Origin of the sequence: Olivibacter sp. LS-1 (assembly GCF_008245145.1) — a bacterium.
Classification (GTDB): domain Bacteria; phylum Bacteroidota; class Bacteroidia; order Sphingobacteriales; family Sphingobacteriaceae; genus Olivibacter; species Olivibacter oleidegradans.
The window spans coordinates 6,135,958-6,159,243 of the sequence record NZ_CP041643.1 but is presented as its reverse complement, the minus strand read 5'-3'; the positions used below and the strand labels follow the sequence as shown (position 1 = coordinate 6,159,243).

The 23,286-nt window shown below is 43.0% G+C and carries 17 protein-coding genes; 8 read left to right on the top strand and 9 right to left on the bottom strand.

The genetic code is table 11. The annotated features are described in order from the left end of the window. Positions 1-23: 23 nt before the first annotated feature. A complete protein-coding gene (locus FKG96_RS25760; RefSeq protein WP_130858560.1) occupies positions 24-2,750 on the top strand; it encodes a glycoside hydrolase family 78 protein in 2,727 nt (908 codons plus the stop codon). Positions 2,751-2,788: 38 nt separating this feature from the next. Next, positions 2,789-3,820, top strand: coding sequence for a winged helix-turn-helix domain-containing protein (locus tag FKG96_RS25755; protein WP_013663750.1), 1,032 nt, complete (start codon positions 2,789-2,791; stop codon positions 3,818-3,820). Positions 3,821-4,678: 858 nt separating this feature from the next. On the opposite strand, the gene FKG96_RS25750 is transcribed toward FKG96_RS25755, so the two are convergent. From FKG96_RS25750 to FKG96_RS25715, 8 genes are all read right to left on the bottom strand, one after another. Further along, positions 4,679-5,569 carry a glycerophosphodiester phosphodiesterase family protein gene (locus FKG96_RS25750; RefSeq protein ID WP_013663749.1) on the bottom strand — a complete coding sequence of 297 codons (891 nt, stop codon included), beginning with the start codon at positions 5,567-5,569 and terminating at the stop codon, positions 4,679-4,681. 14 nt (positions 5,570-5,583) lie between these two features. Then, positions 5,584-6,183 carry a histidine phosphatase family protein gene (locus FKG96_RS25745; protein ID WP_013663748.1) on the bottom strand — a complete coding sequence of 200 codons (600 nt, stop codon included), beginning with the start codon at positions 6,181-6,183 and terminating at the stop codon, positions 5,584-5,586. Then, positions 6,177-7,616: an FGGY-family carbohydrate kinase gene (locus FKG96_RS25740; protein WP_013663747.1), complete on the bottom strand. Its 1,440-nt coding sequence runs from the start codon at positions 7,614-7,616 to the stop codon at positions 6,177-6,179. The genes FKG96_RS25745 and FKG96_RS25740 overlap by 7 nt, the downstream gene beginning before the upstream one ends. Further along, positions 7,613-9,064, bottom strand: a complete 1,452-nt coding sequence (locus FKG96_RS25735; protein ID WP_149106273.1) for an FGGY-family carbohydrate kinase — start codon at positions 9,062-9,064, stop codon at positions 7,613-7,615. The genes FKG96_RS25740 and FKG96_RS25735 overlap by 4 nt, the downstream gene beginning before the upstream one ends. 18 nt (positions 9,065-9,082) lie before the next feature. Beyond that, entirely contained in the window at positions 9,083-10,069 is a 987-nt protein-coding gene (locus FKG96_RS25730) for a 2-hydroxyacid dehydrogenase (protein ID WP_130858558.1), read from the bottom strand. Beyond that, positions 10,038-11,333: an MFS transporter gene (locus FKG96_RS25725; RefSeq protein WP_242627410.1), complete on the bottom strand. Its 1,296-nt coding sequence runs from the start codon at positions 11,331-11,333 to the stop codon at positions 10,038-10,040. The genes FKG96_RS25730 and FKG96_RS25725 overlap by 32 nt, the downstream gene beginning before the upstream one ends. Before the next feature lie 132 nt (positions 11,334-11,465). Further along, complete coding sequence (locus FKG96_RS25720; protein WP_130858557.1) at positions 11,466-13,208, bottom strand: RagB/SusD family nutrient uptake outer membrane protein; 1,743 nt, start codon at positions 13,206-13,208, stop codon at positions 11,466-11,468. A 60-nt stretch (positions 13,209-13,268) separates the two neighbouring features. After that, positions 13,269-16,481: a TonB-dependent receptor gene (locus tag FKG96_RS25715; protein ID WP_130858556.1), complete on the bottom strand. Its 3,213-nt coding sequence runs from the start codon at positions 16,479-16,481 to the stop codon at positions 13,269-13,271. 367 nt (positions 16,482-16,848) lie between these two features. On the opposite strand from FKG96_RS25715, the gene FKG96_RS25710 reads away from it, so the two are divergent. Then, a complete protein-coding gene (locus tag FKG96_RS25710; protein WP_013663741.1) occupies positions 16,849-17,616 on the top strand; it encodes a DeoR/GlpR family DNA-binding transcription regulator in 768 nt (255 codons plus the stop codon). A gap of 3 nt (positions 17,617-17,619) precedes the next feature. On the opposite strand, the gene FKG96_RS25705 is transcribed toward FKG96_RS25710, so the two are convergent. Next, a complete protein-coding gene (locus tag FKG96_RS25705; protein WP_013663740.1) occupies positions 17,620-18,141 on the bottom strand; it encodes an NADPH-dependent FMN reductase in 522 nt (173 codons plus the stop codon). A 295-nt stretch (positions 18,142-18,436) separates the two neighbouring features. Here FKG96_RS25705 and FKG96_RS25700 point away from each other — a divergent pair, with 295 nt between their 5' ends. The 5 genes from FKG96_RS25700 (at position 18,437) to lepB (ending at position 23,285) form a co-directional block, all read left to right on the top strand. Beyond that, a complete protein-coding gene (locus tag FKG96_RS25700) occupies positions 18,437-19,231 on the top strand; it encodes a ParA family protein (protein WP_013663739.1) in 795 nt (264 codons plus the stop codon). Further along, the gene (locus FKG96_RS25695) at positions 19,231-20,160 is read left to right on the top strand and encodes a ParB/RepB/Spo0J family partition protein (protein ID WP_013663738.1); all 930 of its coding nucleotides are present in this window, start codon (positions 19,231-19,233) and stop codon (positions 20,158-20,160) included. The genes FKG96_RS25700 and FKG96_RS25695 overlap by 1 nt, the downstream gene beginning before the upstream one ends. After that, a complete protein-coding gene (locus tag FKG96_RS25690) occupies positions 20,160-20,861 on the top strand; it encodes a DUF5683 domain-containing protein (RefSeq protein WP_013663737.1) in 702 nt (233 codons plus the stop codon). Before FKG96_RS25695 ends, FKG96_RS25690 begins: the two co-directional genes overlap by 1 nt. Before the next feature lie 70 nt (positions 20,862-20,931). Continuing rightward, on the top strand, positions 20,932-21,672 hold the full coding sequence (gene dapB / locus FKG96_RS25685) for a 4-hydroxy-tetrahydrodipicolinate reductase (protein ID WP_130858555.1): 741 nt from the start codon (positions 20,932-20,934) through the stop codon (positions 21,670-21,672). 188 nt (positions 21,673-21,860) lie between these two features. Next, positions 21,861-23,285, top strand: a complete 1,425-nt coding sequence (lepB, locus tag FKG96_RS25680) for a signal peptidase I (protein ID WP_149106272.1) — start codon at positions 21,861-21,863, stop codon at positions 23,283-23,285. Position 23,286: the final 1 nt, after the last annotated feature.

Genomic DNA, 23,286 nt, shown 5'->3' with positions numbered 1-23,286 from the left:
TGATCACCTTTTAATAATAAATTATGATACGGAAAGTAAATGAACATGTTTGGTGGAAATGTACTTGTTTGATCTTGTTATTTTGTGCTATCGCTATGGGAGAAAGTCAGGCACAAAAGCTTAGTTTATATGGCTTAACTTGTGAATATCAAAAAAATCCCGTTGGCATTGATATCGCAGTTCCACGGTTAAGCTGGAAGATAAAGGCGACGGAAAAAGGGGTGATGCAAACGGCTTACGAGCTGAAAGTAGCCACTGATGTTGGTGGATTGAAAAAGGGAAATACGTGGCATTCGGGAAAAGTCGCAAGTGATGCTTCGGTACTTATACCCTTTGGCGGAGCTACGCTGGAAAGTAAAACGCGTTACTTTTGGCAAGTCCGTGTTTGGGATAACAAAGGAAACGTTTCGCCATGGAGTGAGGTAAGTTTTTGGGAAATGGGCTTGCTCAATCCTACCGATTGGAACGCGAAATGGATTCAGCTTGATCAGGCAACCGCGCCTATTTCCAATCCCAGTCCTCAATTTAGGAAAGTGTTTGACCTGAATCAAGGGATAAAAAAAGCAAGACTCTATATCACATCGCATGGCTTATACGAGGCTTATCTGAACGGTGAAAAGGTAGGGGATGCCTATTTTACCCCTGGATGGACCAGCTATCATAAGCGTTTGCAGTATCAGGTCTACGATGTTTCCAAGCAGCTCAAAAATGGACAGAATGTTATAGGCGTTCTACTGGGCAATGGCTGGTTCAAAGGAAATTTGATGGGTGGAAACAATTTTTACGGAGGCGACCTGGCTCTTTTGGCTCAGCTGGAAATCGAGCTTGAAAATGGGGAAAAGATGAATGTTTCCAGCGATGGTACGTGGAGCTGCTCAACGGATGGCCCGATCCGAATGACTGACATTTACAACGGCGAAACTTATGATGCCCGTATGGAGCAGGTTAATTGGACAACTGTTGCTTTTAAGGATGATACATGGAAGCCCGTTAAAGTGAACGATTCACTTGCATACCAACGGCTAGTCGCATCGCCCGCTCCACCCGTGACGGCACAGGAGAGTATTCAACCCCTTAAGATTATCACAACACCAAAAGGCGAAAAGGTGATTGACTTTGGACAAAACCTGGTGGGATGGATTCAGTTTGACGCCAAGGGAAAATCAGGTGATTCCCTGGTTTTCTATCATGCTGAAGTATTAGATAAAGAAGGTAATTTTTATACGGAGAATCTGCGTTCGGCTAAGCAGCGATTGACTTACATTTTCAAGGGGAGCGGCTCGGAAACGTATCACCCTCGTTTTTCTTTTCAGGGCTTTCGGTATGTGAAGATTGAAGGTGCTAACGAAAAAATCAATTTAAATAATATAAAAGCAGTTGTTCTACATTCAGATATGCGTCAAACAGGGGACTTTGCAACCTCGGATAGCTTGATCAATCAACTGCAGCACAATATCCGCTGGGGGCAAAAAGGAAATTTTTTGGATGTCCCTACGGATTGTCCACAGCGCGATGAACGATTAGGTTGGACGGGCGATGCACAGGCCTTTTTCAATACGGCAGCTTATAACATGGATGTCGCTGGTTTTTTTATGAAATGGTTGCAGGATGTAAAGGCCGACCAGTTCGCCAGCGGTGCGATACCACACGTCGTACCCTATTACTGGAAAACGAAAGAGGGTGGCTCGGCTGGCTGGTCGGATGTGGCTACGATTATTCCGTGGAATTTTTATCGTCTGTACGGCGACAAGCGGATACTGGAGCAGCAATACACCTCAATGGCAAAATGGGTGCAGTTTATGGTAGATAATAGCACGAATGACCTTTGGAATAAAGGGTTTCATTTTGGTGATTGGCTTTTCTATATTCCTAATGATGATCGGGATGGACGGGCTGCTATTACCGACAAGTATCTTATTGCCCAGTGTTTTTTCGGACATTCCGTACAATTGATGATCAATGCAGCCGAGGTATTAGGAAAAAGGGAGGATGTTGCCCGTTATCAGCAATTGCTGCAGCAAGTGAAGACAGCCTTTATGAAGGAGTATGTAACACCGTCAGGTCGCTTGGTTTCAAGCTCACAGACAGCCTATGTATTAGCCCTGCAATTCGATATGTTGCCGGAGAATCTACGTGCACAGGCAGCAAAACGCTTAGCCGATAATATCAAAAGCTATGATAACCACCTTACCACCGGCTTCTTGGGGACACCCTACCTTTGCCACGTCTTGAGTCGATATGGCTATGAGGATCTCGCTTATACCTTATTAATGCAGCGTACCTATCCATCCTGGCTTTATCCGGTGTTGAAAGGTGCTACCACTATTTGGGAGCGCTGGGATGGTATCAAGGCGGATGGTTCCTTTCAAAATAAAGACATGAACTCGTTTAATCATTATGCATATGGAGCTATAGGCGATTGGATGTATCAACAGGTTGCCGGTATTCAGGCGCCAAGTGAGACACCGGGCTATAAAGCGTTTGTGATTGCTCCGCGACCTGGAGGTGGATTGTCTTTCGCCAACGCTTCGCTTGAGACGATCTATGGAAAAATCGTCTCGAACTGGAAAATTACCGGCACGAAGATGCAAATGACGGTAGAAGTTCCGCCGAATACCACCGCAAAAGTATTTTTTCCCAATGCGGTGGAAAACTCGGTGAAGGATGAAAAGGGAATTGTAGTGGATAATTCCGCTGTGGAAATAGGTTCCGGTAAGTATAGTTTTACATTTGATGTGGTACGCAATTAATCAAAAATCTGTATCTTTCGACTTTGTAACCTATATCCATGAAGTGTGATCCGTTTTTTGAGTATATAAAGATTGATGAGTTTTCGGCAACACCAAAGTATTTACAGCTAACGAATGCCATATTGAATGCCATTAAAAATGGTAAAATCGATAAGGATACGATGCTGCCCTCTATTAACGAGTTAAGTTTTGTTTTAGAGGTCTCAAGAGATACTGCTGAAAAGGGTTATCGGTATCTCAAGAAATTAGGGGTGATCGATTCCGTGCCCGGTAAAGGGTATTATGTGAGCCGTACCGACTTCAGGCAAAAGAGAAGCATCATGTTACTTTTCAATAAATTGAGCGCACACAAGAAGATTGTGTATGATGCCTTTATAAAAACGCTCGGAACGGATGCTGCGGTCGATTTTTATATTTACAATAACGATTTTAATCTTTTTAAAAAGCTCTTACAGAACCAAAAGCAGGATTATACGCACTATGTGATCATCCCTCATTTTGTGGAGGAACGTGAAAAAGCCGCCGAAGTAATCAATCAATTGCCAAAAGAGAAATTGCTGTTACTGGATAAAAAGGTACCCGGAGTAGAAGGCGATTATGCTGCCGTATATGAAAACTTTGAAGAAGACATTTACCATGCCTTGGAAGAGGCTAAAGGGGAATTGGCTAAATACCATACCTTAAAATTGATTTTTCCGGATAAAAGTTACTTTCCACGAGAGATTATAAAGGGATTTTATCGCTTTTGTCAGCAATATGCTTTTGACCACCTGCTTGTGAGCGATATTGCGAAAGAGCCGATCAGTGCAGGCGAAGTTTATATCAATCTAATGGAAGACGATTTAGTGATTTTGTTGGATCGTATTATTTCCATGAAATTGGAAATCGGAAGCCAGGTTGGTGTCATTTCTTACAACGAAACCCGCGTTAAACGATTTATACTGAACGGCATAACCACCATCTCAACTGATTTCGAAAAAATGGGCACAACTGCTGCCAACCTCATATTGGAAAACTCCAAACAACATGTCGAAGTGCCCTTCTATTTGTTTAAGAGAGCGTCTATTTAGTTATTGGTTATTAGTTGTTAGTTATTAGTTGTTAGTTATTGGTTAATAGTTGTGCGTTGCGAGTTGCCAGTTGTGAGCAGAGACGCTCATAAGGGCTAGGTTAGTTGTTGGTTATTGGTTACTAGTTGTTGGTTATTCGTTATCGGTTAATAGTTATTCGTACTAACTACTTAACTACTCGACTATTTAACTACTTAACTAGATTAGTTATTCGTTATCGGTTAATAGTTATTCGTACTAACTACTTAACTACTCGACTATTTAACGACTTAACTAGATTAGTTATTCGTTATCGGTTAATAGTTATTCGTACTAACTACTTAACTACTCGACTATTTAACGACTTAACTAGATTAGTTATTCGTTATCGGTTAATAGTTATTCGTACTAACTACTTAACTACTCGACTATTTAACTACTTAACTAGATTAGTTATTCGTTATCGGTTAATAGTTATTCGTACTAACTACTTAACCACTAGACTATTTAACTACTTAACTAGATTAGTTATTCGTTATCGGTTAATAGTTATTCGTACTAACTACTTAACCACTAGACTATTTAACGACTTAACTAGATTAGTTATTCGTTATCGGTTAATAGTTATTCGTACTAACTACTTAACCACTAGACTATTTAACGACTTAACTAGATTAGTTATTCGTTATCGGTTAATAGTTATTCGTACTAACTACTTAACTACTCGACTATTTAACTACTTAACTAGATTAGTTATTCGTTATCGGTTAATAGTTATTCGTACTAACTACTTAACCACTAGACTATTTAACGACTTAACTAGTTATCACATCGGCTAATTGTCACATTAGCTAATTCCCTACTCAACTATTTAACGACTTAACGTCTCAACGACCCGATCGCTTCGCCTACTTCAATCGGTAAATCGGATTCCAGCACATCGGCGCCGTCTTCAATAATGGCTCGGTAGGCTTTTGCGCGTTCTTCTTTCGTTTTTAACTTGTCATAAGTGGGCGCTGCCGAAATCATACAGCGTATGCCTTTTGCATGCAGTAACTTGTACATCACTTGATTATCGGGTTTTATATCGGGTCCGATATAAGCGATCATTTGACTGGCTGGTATTCCCACATCCTCATAAGGCTTTAACGCATCGGGGGTTTTTACAAAAGCAGAGAACATTTGATTTTTATTCTGTTCGTAATAAAATTTCGCTTGCTCGGCATTGTGTACTGTTACCATCACAAAGGCTTCTGCTTGGTGCTTTTTGATTAAGGCGGCGGTCATTTCCATCGGTACATCCTTTTTGTCGAGGTTTAGAACCGTTTTACCCCTTGCCCACTCGATTGCTTCAGAAAGGGTAGGGATATGGTAAGGTGTGACGTTTCCGTTAACATCTTTTAACTTGAACTGTTTAAGTTCTTCATAGGTGTAGTCGCTAACCTTTCCTGTGCCGGTAGTCGTGCGTTCAAGCGTCGCATCGTGCATCAATACGATGATGCTGTCTTTCGTAAGCCGTGGATCGATTTCATAAAATGCTTGTGTATATTTTAGCGTATTTTCGAATGCTTCGATCGAGTTCTCGGGAAAGCCTTTTTCCGTACCGCCCCGATGGCCTGAAATAATGGGTTTATTGCCGGGCCTATATTGGAAAAAGCGGTGTAGCTCTTTTGCCGTTTTAACGGAAATAACATGTAACTTTTCTTGAGCGGTAGCGGGGCGACTTAAGCTGCTGACAATAAAAAGGCTTAATAGAAATAATTTATTCATAAGGTAATTAAATTTTAACGTGTATTCAATTGATGAAGGCTTAATATCCCCTGATTGTCCAGTTCAAAAAGAGTGATGGCAGAATTTTCCTGAACAATCCGACGATAATTTCGCAAAGGCATTCCCAATTTGTAGGCAAGATATAACCTGTTGACGGTGTTATGAGCCACCACCATAATGCTGCGATCGCGATGCGTCTGCAACATTTCCAAGAAAAAAGCATCTACGCGTTCCACAATTTCGCTACCGGTATTACCGGTACCACCGGCTCGGGCAGTTTCGGGTGCTTTTTCCCACGCATTCCAAAGTTCAGGATCTTCCCGCACAAATTCCTCCCTGGTTTTTCCTTCCCAATTACCAAAGTCAAGTTCTTTTAAACGCTCCTCCTTCTGTATTTGTATCTTGCCCTCAATGGCTAGAGCGGCTGTTGTAAAAGCCCGTTGCAAGGGCGAAGCATAGACGGCTTCGATGGGTGTATCCTTCAGAAAGAATGCCACTCGTTTTGCCTGTTCTACCCCCCTTTCCGTCAGGCCTATATCTGTTAGGCCACAGTAGCGGTTCCCGTCTGCATTATAGGCTGTTTCGCCATGTCGTAAAAGATATACCGTTAACATGTCGCAATATATTGTTTGTCGATTAACAGATGAATAAATTGATGATAATTTTCTTCGTATATGGAAATAAGCTCTTTTTCCGGCAATACCTCTTCAGTTATCTGTGTCATGTGGTTGACGGCTTCTGTCATAGAGCCATATATGGTTTTGGACGCAGCAGCTATTGCCGCCCCCAATACACCGGTTGCTTCCCGGGATTTATAAATGGGCTTCTTGAGTACACTGCTTCGGATACGCAACCAGGGAGCGCTATTGCTGGCCCCCCCGGCGGTGAAGATAGCGCTTACCGGCTCGGATGACAGACCTTCGATTTGTTCATAAGCATAGCGTTCGATATAAGCCACGCCTTCCATATTGGCCGTATAACGTTCTTCATTCGATATGCTTGGAGGAGCAAAACCCATTGCATGCGGTGAAGTAAAAGGGAATCGTTCGCCTTTTTGTTTTAATGGCCAGGCAAGATGTGAGGTGGGCAAGAGTCGAGCGGCATGCGCGTTTAATATCGGCAGCTCTTTTTTATCAAAATCCAAACTAACCCAATCGGCACCGGTGTTGCTCGCGCCGCCCGGCATCCAATATCCTTCGGGATGCCGATGGCAATAAATGCTACCGCTGGGATCAATGATTTTGTTACGGGTTACGCCCTTAATCACCATGGTAGTCCCAATAGTCGTATTCCAATCGCCTGGTTTGACGGCGCCGGAGGCTAACTGTGAAGCGCAACCATCGGTAAGACCTACTACGACCTTTGTTTTGTCCAATCGTAGTGCCCCTGCTAAGTCCGTGGCCAATTCGCCAATTACCGTTCCTGATGGAACCACCTCCTGTAGCCAGGTGGTTGTAATAAGTCGATCGAGGTAATCCGGCCAGCAATAACGGTCTACATCAAAACCTGTTTTCAATGCATTGGTGTAATCCGTTATATCGAACCGGCCACAGAGTTTGCCGGTAATGAAGTCGGCAGCATGGATCCATTTGTGTATCCGTTCCGTCTTTTCCGGATAATTTTTGTCGAACCACCTGATTTTGGAAAGTCCACACGATGCATTAAAACCGGTAAATCCGTCCGGATTGTACTGTTTTGCCAGCGCTTTGCAGTATTGACCCTCTTCGGCCGAACGGGTATCACTATACATAAGTGCGTCATGTAGAGGAATGCCGTTTTTGTCTATCGGAATAACGGTTCCGGATGTAGAGGTTGTCGCAATGGCTTTGATCGCCCGGGGCGCAATATCATTCGCTGTTTGCTTTCTGATTTCCAACAACGCTTCAAGCGTATGTTTCCACCACATATCCGGCGACTGCTCTTCTCTTGACCGGGCGGTAAGTTTAAAAGGAGTAGATACTGTCTGTATAACCGTTCCGTTTGCCTGAACAAGTGCTACCCGAACCCCCTGCGTGCCAACATCGATTCCAATGATATATTCCTTCATTTTACCTGCTTAAATGTTTTACGGACTTTAGACCATTCTTCATAAAGGGCTAAGTAGCGATCGCGCTCGCGGGGAACGCTTGTGTCCAGCACATGGGTTTCATAGGACACGGTTTGTAAAGCTTCGGTACAGATCAGCGCTGCTCCGATGATGGATGATTGTCTATAAGTATCGCGGATGATGATCTTTTTATTAAATAAGTTGGCCAGAAACTGCCGCAACGTTTTACTCTGTACCCCACCGCCGCATGCTAATACATAATCCTTCGAGTGCCCGCTAACCTGATCAAGCGTTTTGTAATTTTCGTAAATGCTGCAGGCGATATCCCACAATATGGCCCAGACAAAGTCGCCCCTCGTGAGCTGGTGGGAAACGGGTGCATTGAAAATAAAACCTCCTTTGGTTAGGGGCGATTTTTCGTCTGCGATCAGCGACCCTAAAGACGCGATACACTGGGGCTGTGATACCTTGTTCAGTTCTTCCTCAATAACCTCGTAATCTTCATTTGGATAAAAAATTTCTTTAAGGCGCTGGTAATTTAGGCCGGTGACACCCGCATTCGCTTCCAGTACAAAATAGTTGTCATCGATGTGCCGACTTGTCCAAGTACGTTCCGAGGCATCGACCAGGTAGTTGTCAACGATCTTAACAACCGGCGTGGTGGTGCCTGATACGATAACCACACCATCCGTATTGGGTGACACGCTTTTTATGGCCATTTGGGTGTCCGATCCACCGACAATGACCCGAGCCTTAGGATTAATGTTGAGTTCCAACGCTAGTTGGGAGCGGACAGGGCCTAGCACTGTTCCGGCTACATTTAGCGGTGGCAATAGTGCTGGAGATATTCCGAAAAGGTCGCCGTAGGCTGCTTCCCATTTCCCGCGCTCTACATCGTATAACAATGTCTCTGAAGCTTGCGAATGCTCATAAGCAAGGATGCCCGAAAATTTAAAGTTAACCCAATCGCTGATACTGGTAAAAGCTGTTATTTTTTTGCCTGCTCCCGTTTTTCTTTCCCTGAAGCCTACCAGCTTCAGAGCGGAAAACAGAGCGGTTGGGTATCGCCCTACGACCTTATACATGGCCGATTTGTCCTTTATCATGTCTTCCCATTCGCGTCCGCGATTATCGTGGTTAGACATGCCTATCAATTCACTTTCGTCCGGGCCAAAGACTACGATCCCTTCTCGTTGACTCGTTGCGGTAATAGCGATAATGTCGAGATTTTCTGTTTCCTGAAGCACTTGCTGGCTCATTCGAATGATCTGTCCCCATAAGCATGCCGGGTCGAACGAAATGGCGTCCGGATAGTCGGCATCTTTTTCATAATGAACGTTCTCCCGCCTAAGGGCTACGATTTTTCCGTCGGTCAGAACAGTTGCAACGCGTGCATTGCCCGTACCTATGTCTACCACTAAATAAGCTAATTGCTTTTCCTGATTCATAATTTACAGCTTAAGGCGCTAAATTTCTTTGTTGACAAGTTGTTTAATACGTTTGTTGCCATTTTTGAAGAATTCCTTTAAGCAATTATTCATAATGTCAGCATGGTGATCTTCAACTTCAAATGTTGCGCCTGCAATGTGTGGAGTTGCCAGCACGCGTTCGTGATGAATCAGCTTATAATCCATTTCGTCGGGCGGTTCATGGTCAAAGACATCCAATATAGCTCCGCCGATTTTTCCTTCCGTTAGCGCTTGCAATAAGTCCACGCGATTTACGACCACTGCACGGGCGGTATTTACAAAAATAGCATCAGCCTTCATCTTGCTAATTAAATCTTTATTAATCATACCTTTCGTTTGCTCCGTAACAGGTAGATGTATTCCTACAATATCAGCGGTGCTGAAGACCTCCTCTAAAGATACTTTTTTGAAATTTACATTTTCGGAAGTATAGTAGGGATCATAATATACGATGTCGGTCGGAAAATGCTGCAGTAAATTGGCAATGGTTTGTCCAACGGCACCAAAGCCAACCATTCCAACTTTTTTTCCGGCAAGCTCATGTCCCTTGAATTGAAGATAAGAAGCATGAGCACCGGCCTCCCATTTTTTCGCCTCAAGCCATTTAATACCGGCCAGTGTGTTACGCATAAAGGTAATCAAGTTGGCTATAAACATTTCGGCGACGGCCTGTGCATTTCTTGCCGGTGTATTAAACACCGGTATGCCTAATTCAGTTGCTTTATTTATTGCGACATTGGAGGGGGTTCCCCGGCAAACACCGATAAATTTTAAATGAGGAAAGGTGGCGATGACCTTCTCGGTAACCTGGTCATGTTCCGTGATGAGCGCATCCGGTTGTTCCTCAGTAAGTAACGCTATCAGTTCTTCTTCTGTGTAAGCACTTCCTTTGATTTTCCACTCGCGGTATATAATTTCTCCGAACAATTCCTTTAGTTCGCCTTGAGCTTTCTCATTGTAAGGGGCCGTTATTAATATTTTCATTTACGTAAAGTTTTCTTGTTTCTATTTGTGTTTTGTTTTTGGGTAGCGTTATAAATAGCGTTAGCAAGGCGCTTATAAAATATAATATGGCCAGAATCCAGATGATGCCGGCATTGCCGATTGTGCTGATGAATAAACCCACTAAGGCAGGGCCGACAAATACAGGAAGTCCCGCACCGAGGTTTAGAATTGCCATAGCAGCGCCCTTGTCCTTTTCTACGAGTGAAGGAACGAGCGCAGAAAGTGGAACATAACCAGCTAATAAAGCTCCCCATAGCACACCGGCCAACATAACTGCCCAATAACTTCCATGGGTCCATGCAGGGATATAAAAGATAAGGAGTGTGGTAAGGCCACAGCCAATGCCTCCGAACCAGATGATCGTGTTGCGCCATCCGAGACGGTCGCCCACAAAACCAAAAATTAAATTAAAGGCAATGTTTGCGGTAAAAATAGTTCCCCATATCTGTAACCATTCTTTGGTGCTGATATTAAATTGCGCCATATAGATAGGTAAGAAGACAGGAAATGCAAATTGCGCCGTTGTATTGATAATCCGTACAATCCCTCCTAAAAGCACCTTCGGTTCCGCTTTAATAATGGTAAACCCTTTCAACAGCTCTTCCTTCTTACTGGTCGTTTGCCCCTGCGGTTGATGGGTATTAAAAGATTCTTTGTTAAACACGAGCGCAAAAAGAGCACCCAAAGCTACCCAGAAAATTGAACTCCAAAGGGTGTTCTGATATCCTAATTTTTCGATCGCCCAGCTGGAGTAATATGCTCCAAGCACGTTTAGGCCGCCGGTGAATACAAACCAAAACCATCCAACGGCTCTTCCAAGCATTGCTTTTGGTGTTTTGTAAGTAATCCAAACTAAAAATGAATAGGCAAACAAGGGATAGCCAAATCCACGGATGGCGTAGGTTATTAGCATGATGGGGTAATTCAAATTCGCCATGCCAAAGCCCACAAAACCAACGGTGCCGATAATGTATAATAATAGCCCGGCTAACATCGACTTTCGTGGGCCGAATGTTTCTGCTAATACCCCCGATAACCAAGACGATATGGCTATCGTAACGCCATACACGGTAAATAAAGCAGCGGATTGTTCAATATGCATATTGTGTGAAAGCAGGTAAGGGCTCAGCCAGCCCTGTTCAACTCCGTCACCCATCATAAAGATCAATATGCCCAAGTATCCCCAAGTCAGTGTTTTTGGAAGTCCGACTTTTGTTAGTAGGGAGGAATTTTCGTACATCATAGTTCCTGTTTATATTGGTATTAGTTAGCATCAAATAAACAAAAAGAAATAAAAAATAACAAATTTAAATATAAATAAATAAAATTAAAGTTTAGCCATTGGTATGCACGAGCAACACCAATGGCCATACGGTTATCTCGACTCCCACCCGGCGTTCTGTTTTAGATTGGGATTGAGGGTTATTTCCTCGATAGGAATAGGTCTTAAATACATGAAATCGTCAAATATCCGTCGTAAATTGTTTTGTGCGACAATATTTCCGCTTGTTTGATTTGTCAAATAATGTTGCGTGCCGTTAATGACAAAATACACAATACCCTTTTGCGGATTGGAGGGTACAGCGGTTACAAAGGAGACATCGTTTTTACCATCTTCATTGAGATCATACGGTGTATTCATTGCAGGAACATAAAGTCCGGTATAAGGCTTAAGTAACAAATTAGCCAACTTCCAGCGCATGAGATCATCATATCGAAAGCCTTCCATGGCTAGTTCAATAGCACGTTCTCTGCGTATTTCAAGCAGCGCAGCGCTGAGGTTTTGATCGGCAAAGTATTCCTGTTCCAGATAAGTGTCGGCTGTTAAAGGCATTGCCGTGTTGCTTAAACCGGCACGTTCGCGAAGCAGTTTGATGGTTAAGTTCCATTCCGCCTCTGTGAAACGGTTCAGCTCGGCCATTGCTTCGGCATAGTTCAGTAACACTTCCGCATAGCGCATCAAGGGAAGTGAGTTGTTGTTTTCGGCACGTCCATCGGTTGCTTTCGAATCGAGCGTAAATTTGTAGGGCATGTAGCCGGTGTAGGTATAAGTGAAGTCGGGCGGTGCCGGCTGGCCCTCCCGTTGATAGCTGCCCATGCGAATGCACTGTTGTAGGCGGAGATCTCTGTTTTTTACTTCCTCCCAGAAAGGGATCTGATTGTAGTTCGCCTGATCGGTAAATCGACTGCCATCGCGATTTAAGAATGTATTAACGAATGTTTTCGTGAAACTGAGCCGCCGACCGTAGGTTGCACTTGTCCAGTACCAATTGGCATCGTTCAGTACGCGCAAGGAGGCGTTGTTGATTGCTGCCAACATGATTTCGTTGGTTTTTGGTTGCTCATTGATAAATAGGTTTCGGAAGCTCGTCGTCGGGTCCGATTCTATGTTCAAACGGTATTGGCCGCCGTCAATTACTTGCTTGGCTGCATCAGCGGCTTCTTGCAGCCAAGTGTTTGCCGTGGCTTGAAGATTGAGTTCTTCATGATACTTGCGATAAGTGCCTTCGAAAAGACAGATTCTGGATTTGAAGGCCAAGGCTACCGGTCTGCTGATTTGGGAAGACGTGGGATCAATGGCCGGTGAAATGTTCTCGCAGGCAAAATTAAGATCTGCTAGAACTTTTTCCATTACATACGCACGTGAGTCCTGCGGTTTGTATAAATCGGGATCATCAATCGTGAGTGTTTTTTCTTGCCAGGGAACGTTGCCGAATTGTTTTACTTTATTAAAGTAGAAATAGGCACGGAAGAAACGGGCTAACCCCTCAAAATGCTTACGTGATTCGTCGCTTATTTGTGCTCTTACCATTTGCTCGAGGAAGTAGTTGATATTTCGAAGCGGCCCCCAGGTCCATCCACCGGCTTGTGCGGCCGAATAACTACCCGATAAATAATTGTCGATCGTGGAGCCTACGAGGAAATCACTTGTTTGGTCACCTCTGACGATATCATTGGCGCTAGGCAAATTGTTGTAGAAAGAATTCGCATATAATTGCAGATCCTTTTCGGTATTGAATGCATTTTCGGGTGAAAGCTTGTCCGGTGGATACTGCTCGAAGGATTTTTCGCAAGCAGTTAACAAAGCGAGTGTAGCAATAAAAAATATCTTTTTCATCCTATATTTTCTTTTATTCATTTTTTGCTTGTTTTAAAAGGCATTTTGAATAGATTCTTATTAGAGTGTTACGTTGATTCCCAGTGTATAGGTTTTGAGCATCGGATAAGCCATGCCCTGTCCTGCATTTGGATTCAGCTCCGGATCGGCACGTTCTATATTTTCCGGATCCATGTTGGGATTGTGTTTGAACATGGGCGACCAGGTCCAGAGGTTTTGGCCGGTGAAGTAGACGCTCAGGTTTTCGATGTTGAGCTTACCTAACCACGACTTCGGCAAATTGTAGCCGATCGAAATACTTTTCAGGCGTATATAGGCGGCATTTTGAAGGTAACGGGTCTGATTAAACGTTAGTTCGCCGCGCGAATTAAGTGCCGTATAGCCGCGTGGGCGAGGGAAATATGCATCGGGATTTTCTTCTGACCACATGTTATTCACAACATAAGTTGGATGCCAGCTGTACGGACGATTGTAAGGTCCCCAGAAGAGCGCGTTGTCTGCACCAGGCATAAATTCACGCTTCCCAACCCCTTGAAAGAAGCTGGTTAAGAAGAAATTGTTCCAGCTAAAATTAGCATTAAAACCAAATTGAAAGCGAGGCTCCGTATTGCCGATAATCACTTGGTCGCCGGGATCGCCTAAGGTATTGGTTCCTTGGTCAATTTTTCCATCGCCGTTTATATCTTTAAATTTAATATCGCCCGGTAGGATTTTGTTAGCGGCTGACACTCGTATAAACGACTGGTCGATTGCGTAATTATCGATTTCTTGCTGACTTTGGAAGAAACCGTCATTAACAAAGCCCCAAATGTCTCCCACGCGTTGTCCTTCGTAATAGGTCGTAATCAATCCGAGTGGATTGTTGAAGCGTGTGATGAAAGCCCTGCTGTCCGCCAGCGTAAACCGTAGGTCGTAATTGATTGGCTTCGACGTTTTGATCTGGTCGCGCCAGTTAAGACTTAATTCCCAACCGATTGTTTTCAAATCAGCGTAGTTTCCTTCGGGGACATCTGTTCCAAAAATACTTGGTAAGGGAAGTCCAACCGTAAACATATCGGTTGTTTTCCGGGTATACCAGTCGAACGTAGCATTCAGCCTGTTTTTAATGAAGGACAAGTCGGTCCCCAAATTAATAGTGGTTGCTTTTTCCCAGGTTAGCCCGTTTGGTATTACGCCGGGGTTAGACGTGTAATTCGGCCGAATACCTCCCAAGATAAGACCAGATCGGCTGACGTCCATTATCTCCAGGAATTGGTAAGGGTCAATATTGCCATTACCTAAGCTGCCGTAGGAGGCTCTCAGTTTAAATTCGCCAATCGCCTCTTTTAGACCGTTTTTCCAGAAGTTTTCTTCAGAAACGCGCCAACCGCCTGAAATGGACGGGAAGAAACCCCATTGCTGTCCGCGCGGAAATTTAGACGATCCATCATAGCGACCGTTCGTTTCGAGTAAATATTTACCGTCGTAATCATAACTAATCCGATAGAAACCTCCGGCAGTCAGCCATTCGTTTCCTCCACCTGTTAAGAGAAAATTTTGTCCATCAATTAAAGAGAAATCAGGAAGCGAAGGATTGATCAAATTATCACGTTCCATATAACGGCTCGACAATTTTGATCGCTCGTAATTATAGCCAAGTACGGCGTTGATATGGTTTTTTCCGAAGTCTTGTGTGTATTGACCATAGGCATTGAGCGCTAGATAGGTTGTGTTGTCAATAAGCTCGTTCATTTTGCTGATCCCTCGCTCGAGCGTAACACCGGGTGCATTGCTATACGGGACAGGCGTGTACAGGCGCGTGCGATTGAAAGCGGTTTTTTCAAAGGTGAAGTCGCCGTTGATTTTTAGCTTATTGTCGAAAAAATTGGTAAAAATCCGGGAGGTATTGCGGGTTTGTCTACGGGATTCATCCCAATGATTATTACCGGAAATAAAGCTGCCGAAAACAATGGAAGCATTTTCCGTGAGCGTTCCATCCGGATTACGCAACATGGCTACCGGAAAAGCTTCATCCGAAATACGTCGCCATACCGGGGTATTGCTTGGATGATTCAGTATGGGTGTAAAATAGGCTCTTTCGTTATAGGTAATGTCGTTTTCCACACGCAGCCATTCTTTCACCTGTATGCTTCCTTTAGCGCGTAAATTATATTGGTTGTATTTATCGGGATTATAACGAAAAATCCCGCCTTGGTTATTGTAGCGACCTGAGAGATAGAATGATGTCTTTTCACCACTGCCGGAGAAGCTTAATTGCTGCTCCATTGAGGGCGTGTGGTCAGCATACAATTCTTTCAACCAATCTGTGCTTCCATAATAAACGTATCTTCCGGTAGCCGGATCAATATCGGTAGAAGGGGTGTTGCCGGCCTCATGCCGCTTACGCAATTCTTCCAGGTATTCTTGCGACCAAGGAAATACACTATTAGCTTTTTGCGGGTCTGCATTGTAGTCGTTCCACGAACTAAAAGCCTCATTGAACGTTTTTGCCCACGGATATCCTTCCGTTACCAGATCCGGGCGTATGGTATGATCATTTCTGGAATAGCCGGATGAATAGTTAATAACCGATCGTTCTTTACTGGGTGTTTTCGTTGTTATTAATACGACCCCGAAGCTACCGCGGGCACCGTAGATGGCTGCGGATGCCGCGTCTTTTAAAACAGTGACGCTTTCAATATCATTGGGATTCAAGAGATCGGCATTGCCCGGTACACCATCTATAAGTACCAGCGCCGATCCTCCGGCACCAATGGAGGTCGTTCCGCGAACATTAAAGGTAGCGCCACGCGTAGGTTTTCCATCGGTCATTTTAATGTTCAGGTTTGGTATAACCCCTTGGAGCCCCCGAGTAGTGCTTGCGAGGGGGCGATTTTCAAAAACCTCTTTTCCGACTTGATCAACAGCGCCGGTTAAATTTGCTTTCTTTTGTGTGCCATAACCAACCACTACCACTTCTTCCAGATCGGCCTGCCCGATTTTCATGACGACATCCAGTTGGCTTGCGCCTTGTGGGTTCAGCTGTTGTGTGATGTAACCGATAGCAGAGAATGAGAGCGTAGCATCATCTGGAATTGATAAACGGTAGATCCCTTGCTCATTAGTAGTTGTTCCAATGCGTTTATCTGTCCCGATAACGGTAACTGAAACACCGGGTAAGCTTTCTCCACTGTCTGTCACGACTTTTCCATGAAGCGTTTTTAGCTCTTGTCCATTGGCTAGAAAAATGCAACAGAGGCAGTAGAAAAGGCTTAGGTAAATCTTTCTTTTCATTTTTTTTAGTTTTATTGATTGTTGATTTTTGTTTATAAATATTTTATAACGTTGCCAAAATTCCCTTTTGAATGTTAAAGCTTTGTTAAGTACAGGTTATTAAATCCTTTTATAGCTATTGTGCAAGGGTTTGTACTTCAAAATTCAAAATGGATTGACGCTTTTACTTGATATTTAACTACCCGCTGGTAGGCTGTATTTCGGTTACTAACTGGTTTTAAAGCCTCTAAGATAGAATATTTAATAAAAAATAACAAAATAAATGTTTTAAAAAGTTTTAATAAATAAAAAATAACAAAATGAAACATATTTGGTGTGGTATGATATTTAAGAAATAATAAGTACTATTGCAGTAGAATCCGTGATTATGAGGAATATTACCAAAAGACATGAGGCAATCATCAAGCTGATCAAAGCAAATGGAAGCGCAACCATTCCGGAATTGGTAGAGATGACAAAAGTTTCGGGGGTTACGATAAGAAAAGATTTGAAATTTTTGGAGGATAAGAACTTGTTGTTTTGTACTCGAGGAGGGGCTTCATTAACCAATCCGTATGCGAATGATCGTCCAATTGTGGAGAAGGCGTTGATTAATCCGGATAAAAAGCAAAAGATTGCGAAAGCATCTTTATCGTTGATTGGACAAAATGATTCCATCATGATCGGATCGGGTACAACCGTGTTCGAATTAGCAAAGGCATTGCAGCCAAACCATCCGATTACGGTTATAACACCTGCGATTAAAGTGGCCTTCGAATTAAGTGGAAGAAATAATATTGAGGTCCTTCAATTGGGTGGCTTGGTGAGGCCAAGTTCTTCTTCTGTTGCCGGGGCGCATGCGGAATATATATTGGAAACGATTTCTTGTGGTATGTTATTCCTGGGGGTTGACGGAATCGATATAGATTTCGGTTTATCCATTAGTAACTTGGCGGAAACGGGCCTGAACCAAAAAATGATACGTGCGGCCCAGCAGGTGGCGGTTTTGGCCGATAGTACAAAATTTGGAAAAAGAGGGATTGGTAAGATTTGCGAACTCAGTGATATCGCTTACATCGTCACCGATGAGGGGATTCCGTCGAGCATGGTTAAACTCTTGGAAAAAAAGGGAATTAAAGTGGTGATTGCGTCGTAAATATTAAAACGCTATAAATTCCGTAATTTGCTGATTCGTGAAGTGAAGTGTATCTTCTTTAAAAAAATCCATTTCTTCATTCAGCTCTTGCTTGATATAGGGGATGTGAATGCGTAAAGGAAGTGTATGAAGATTAAGGTAATGACAAACACCCGTGAAGTGCTCGATCCCACGGATATTGCCATATCTGCCGGAGCTGATTCCTACCAGTGCTGCCTTCTTTCCAACGAAGCTGTCCGGAAATAAACAACTGTCGATAAAAGTTTTCAAGACACCTGGAAAGCTCCCGTTGTATTCCGGAATAACAAAAATAAATTTTGTTGTGGCGCTGATCCTGTCTTGTATGGGTTGAAATGCGTCACTTCTCGCCCCGTAAAGATCACTAACAATAAAATTATCCGGCAGTGATTCGAGTGACATGATCTCGGACCCATAACCTTTTTTGCCAAGTTGTCTGTAGTAATAGTTCGCTACTTTTAGCGAGTAGCTGTCTTTGCGATTGGTGCCGGCTATAATTGTGATCATTGTTAATAATATGTGTAAAATCTAAACCCCTTCTGGTTTTTAAGCTGTGTAAAATTTGTATCTTAGCAACCTTGTTTAAGGTGTTTAAAAACTGCGAAGATACTAAATAAACGCATTTTTAAACAAGGAGAGAAGAAAAGGGTGCGCTTTTTTTGGGGAAACCGAATCAATTTTTTTCGGAGAAAATGCTCCATTAAGGCAATATTAAGAAGACATCCTAGTTTAATGGATTATGACGGATTGAAAGCGGGAAACCATTAGGCGAATATTTTTTACTTAGGACTTATAAATTACAATGGGTAAAATCATAGCGTTAGCCAATCAAAAAGGAGGAGTGGGTAAGACCACATCCTCGATTAATTTAGCAGCGAGTCTTGCCGTATTGGAGTACCGAACACTTTTGGTGGATGCGGATCCTCAGGCAAATTCGACCTCCGGTATCGGTTTCGATCCAAGGGCTATCAAATCGAGTGTATACGAATGTATTATTAATGATTTAGATCCCAGAGAGGCTATCCAAAAAACCGAAACACCTAATCTGGATCTGCTCCCTGCACATATTGATCTTGTAGGGGCTGAGATTGAGATGATCAATCTCAATGATCGTGAGTATAAAATGCGGTCCGTATTGAAGCAGGTAAGTGACGACTATGACTTTATTATCATCGATTGTTCGCCCTCTCTCGGATTAATTACCATTAACGCATTAACAGCGGCAAACTCCGTGATCATCCCTGTTCAATGCGAATACTTTGCGTTGGAAGGACTAGGCAAGTTGCTAAACACCATTAAAATTGTTCAAAACCGCTTGAATACCAATCTCGAGATTGAAGGCATCTTGCTAACCATGTACGATGTTCGTTTGCGTTTATCCAATCAGGTAGTTGAGGAAGTGCGCTCACATTTTAACGACCTGGTTTTTAATACCATTATCCAACGAAATACGCGTTTAAGTGAAGCTCCGAGCTTTGGTATTTCCGTGATCATGCACGATGCCAACTCAAAAGGAGCCATTAACTATCTAAATTTGGCGAGAGAGATTTTAATTAAAAACGGTTTACAGAAAGAGCAAGAGGAGGCAAAAATATAATGGCGCAACAGCGAAAAACAGGTTTAGGAAAAGGCTTAAGTGCATTGCTGAATGATACAGACGAAGTGGTAAAGCAAACAGCAGCCAGTCAGCAGTCAACCGCAGTGGGAATAGGGAAGGATGTGCCGCCGGGATCAATTAGCCAGATTAAAATTGATGCGATAGAAGTAAACCCTTTCCAGCCAAGGACAGATTTTGATGCAGAAGCCTTAAATGAGCTTGCTGATTCAATTAAATTACAAGGTCTGATTCAACCCATTACCGTACGCAAAATGGGAAATGGGAATTATCAGTTGATTTCCGGCGAACGACGCTTAAGAGCATCTAGGATTGCAGGACTGACAGAGATTCCGGCATACATAAGAACAGCTAATGACCAACAGATGTTGGAAATGGCACTCATCGAAAATATACAACGCGAGAATCTAAATGCAATAGAGGTTGCCTTAAGTTTTCAGCGCATGATTGACGAGTGTAACCTAAAGCAGGAAGAGTTAGGTGATCGGGTAAGTAAAAACAGATCAACGGTTACCAACTATCTTCGTTTACTAAAATTACCACCGGCTATTCAGGCATCTATCCGCGATGGAAAATTGAGTATGGGGCATGCCCGTGCCTTAATCAATGTCGCCGATGTCGATAAACAACTGTATATTTTTCAGGAAATTATTGAAAAAGGATTATCTGTACGGAAAGTTGAGGAGCTGGTGAGGCTCGTTAACGACAGTACTTACAAGAATAAAGCGAAGCCTGATACTAAAGAGAAGCCGCTGTCGTTTGAGTTTCAAAAGATCCAGGATGACCTGGCCTCCAAATTTTCTACTAAAGTAAAGCTCAACGTAAAAAGTAAGGGTGGAAAAGGTACGATTGAGATTCCATTTATGTCGGAAGATGATCTTAGTCGGATTCTGGAGTTATTAGATTGGTAATGACAACATTTCGGTTTCTCTCTTTACTTGTTTTTTTTGTGATGGCCTGCTCTTGTGTGCTAGCACAGGTGCCCGATAGTATTAGAACACCTAATGATATCAGTAAAGATCGTTTCAATATGACTGATACCGCTAATGTGCCGAAAAAGGAACGGAAAAGACGGGAACAAAAAGAGGAAGAGCAGAAGCCGGTCGTTTACAAAGATTCCGCTCGTTTAGCATTAGAAGCTTTGACGAAAAAGGCAGTTCGCCGATCACTTATTTTGCCGGGATGGGGGCAATTGTTTAATCGTGGTTGGGGCTATGTAAAAGCTCCGATCATCTGGGCAGGTTTCGGAGGCTTAGGTTATTCGTTTGTATTTGCACAGAATAACTACAGTGAGACCTTAGAGGAGGTTCGCTTCCGTCTAGCCAACCAGGGGCTCAGCCAGAATCCAAAATATCCTGACTACGTGACAACTGAATGGCTTATCGGGGCGAAAGATTTTTATCGACGAAACCGAGATTTAACCATTCTGCTTACCGTTGGATGGTATGCACTGAACGTAATCGACGCTTACATCGATGCGAAATTTAAACGCTATGATATGAGTGACGACCTCACTTTTAATATTCGTCCTACCCTGATGCAAGCTCCCGGTATGTTGGCTTATCGTTCGACTCCGGTAGTGGGGCTAAAAGCAACCTTTTCGATTAAGTGACAAAATTTACTACATTTAGGAGTTTTAAGTAAAATCGTATATTGCAAACCTAAACACATAGCAAAATATAATGAACATAGCCTTGATTGGTTACGGTAAAATGGGCCGTATCATAGAAAAAATTGCTTCTGAACGAGGTCATACGGTGGCATTGATTATTGATGAGAATAATCGACATGAGATCATAGCGGACGATTTTTCTGACATTGATGTTGCCATTGATTTCAGTACGCCACATGGGGCCCTTCAAAACATAAATCTTTGTTTTGAAGCAGATACGCCCATGGTTGTGGGAACAACGGGCTGGTATAGTCACCTGGCGGAAATTGAAGAAAAATGTAAAGCAGGTAACAAATCCTTACTTTACGGGTCTAACTTCAGTATTGGTGTTAATGTGTTCTTTCATATCAATAAGTTATTGGCTAAAGCTATGAGTCCTTATAAACAATATGACGTCCAAGTAGAGGAAATCCATCATACTCATAAACTGGACTCCCCAAGCGGTACGGCCATTACGATAGCAGAAGGTATTTTGGAACATAACGATGATAAGGATGAATGGGTAAACAACCTGGTCGGAGAAGGCGACGAAATCATACCGAAGAAAAATCAGTTATTGATCGAATCGCATCGGATTGAGGAAGTACCCGGCACCCACACGGTATTGTACAGTTCGGAGGTGGATCAGATTGAATTTAAACACACAGCACATAGCCGTGCAGGCTTTGCTTTAGGTGCGGTCATCGCCGCGGAGTGGTTGCAAGGTAAGAAAGGCTTCTATGCTGTTACGGATATGTTTGATTTTGGGTAGCTGTCTGCGGTCAGAAATCAGCTTTCTTTTAGAACAAGCTGAAAGCCGACTTCCGAACGCTGATTACTTTTTTAATTATTGATATCTTATTTGTTTCTTAAGGCATCAATGAGCCCTCCGGGGTTTTGACCATCCCTACGGGAGGCAGGCTTTTTAATTTTTACTTTTTAATTTTTACTTTATAAGGCATGTTAACAGCTTTTTTGGTAGTATTTTTTCTGGGCACGCAGATCGGTTTATGGTTACTTTTTGTGAAAGCAGGAAGGCCCGGATGGGAATCACTGATTCCTTTCTATCGTGAATATATTATTACTAAACTTACCGGAAGACCATGGTGGTGGGTGATTTTGCTAGTAGTCCCTATCATCAATCTTTTCATCGGTATCGGGCTGTACATAGATTTTGTTCGATGTTTTGGTCGGCGTTCTTTTCTCGATCAAGTGGGGACCATTATCGTACCTTTTATCGTCTTCCCCTTATGGGGCGCTGATAAAACGGTTACCTATTGGGGAGCTTCTGCTACAGAAGAATTTAAGAAGAAGTATCCTTACAAAAAGTCTGCGACCCGGGAATGGGCTGACGCCATCGTCTTTGCAGTTGTCGCCGCAACGTTGATCAGGACTTTTTTAATTGAAGCTTACATGATTCCCTCCGGCTCTATGGAACGGAGCTTACTTACCGGGGATTTTCTTTTTGTTAGTAAAATAAACTATGGACCACGTCTTCCGATGACGCCGATTGCTTTTCCTTTTGCTCATCACACCATGCCAATAACGGGCACGAAGGCCTATTGGGACGGTTTGGAAATGGATTATCGTCGATTACCGGGCTTGCAGAAAATCAAACGTAATGACGTAGTGGTATTTAATTATCCGATGGAGGCTGATGCACCTTTTAATAGACCGGTGGATAAACGGGAAAATTATATAAAGCGTGCGATCGGTATACCGGGTGATACCATTTCCATTGTAAATGCACAGGTTTATGTTAATGGAAAACAGGGCATAACGCCCGTGGAAGATCAACTTATGTACGAGGTGACCACGGATGGTACCGATATTAATCTAGACCGCATTAACGATATGCGGATCGACGGTGGATCAACGGGGCAAGCGAACCAGTACGTTTTCTATCTGACACCTTCGTTGGCAAATACAATCAAAGGATGGGCAAACGTGAAGGAAATTAAACCGCTTATTTATCCGAAGGGAACCCCTGAACCTACACAGGATATTTTTCCCCAAGGGTCAGATTGGAACAGAGATAATTATGGGCCGGTCATTGTGCCGCATCAAGGTTGGACGGTTCAATTGAATGAACAGACCGTGCCAATTTACGAACGTGCTATTACGGTATATGAAGGCCACACGTTTGAGAAAAAAGGGGATGGTTATTATATTGATGGTGCTAAAGCAACGAGTTATACCTTCAAAATGAATTATTATTGGATGATGGGGGACAATCGCCATAATTCATTGGATTCGAGATTTTGGGGATTTGTGCCGGAAGATCATATTGTTGGTAAGGCCCTTTTTGTATGGCTTAGTTTAGATGACAAAGGATCTTTCTTTGACAAGATCAGATGGAATCGTATTTTTATGGGAATCCATTAAT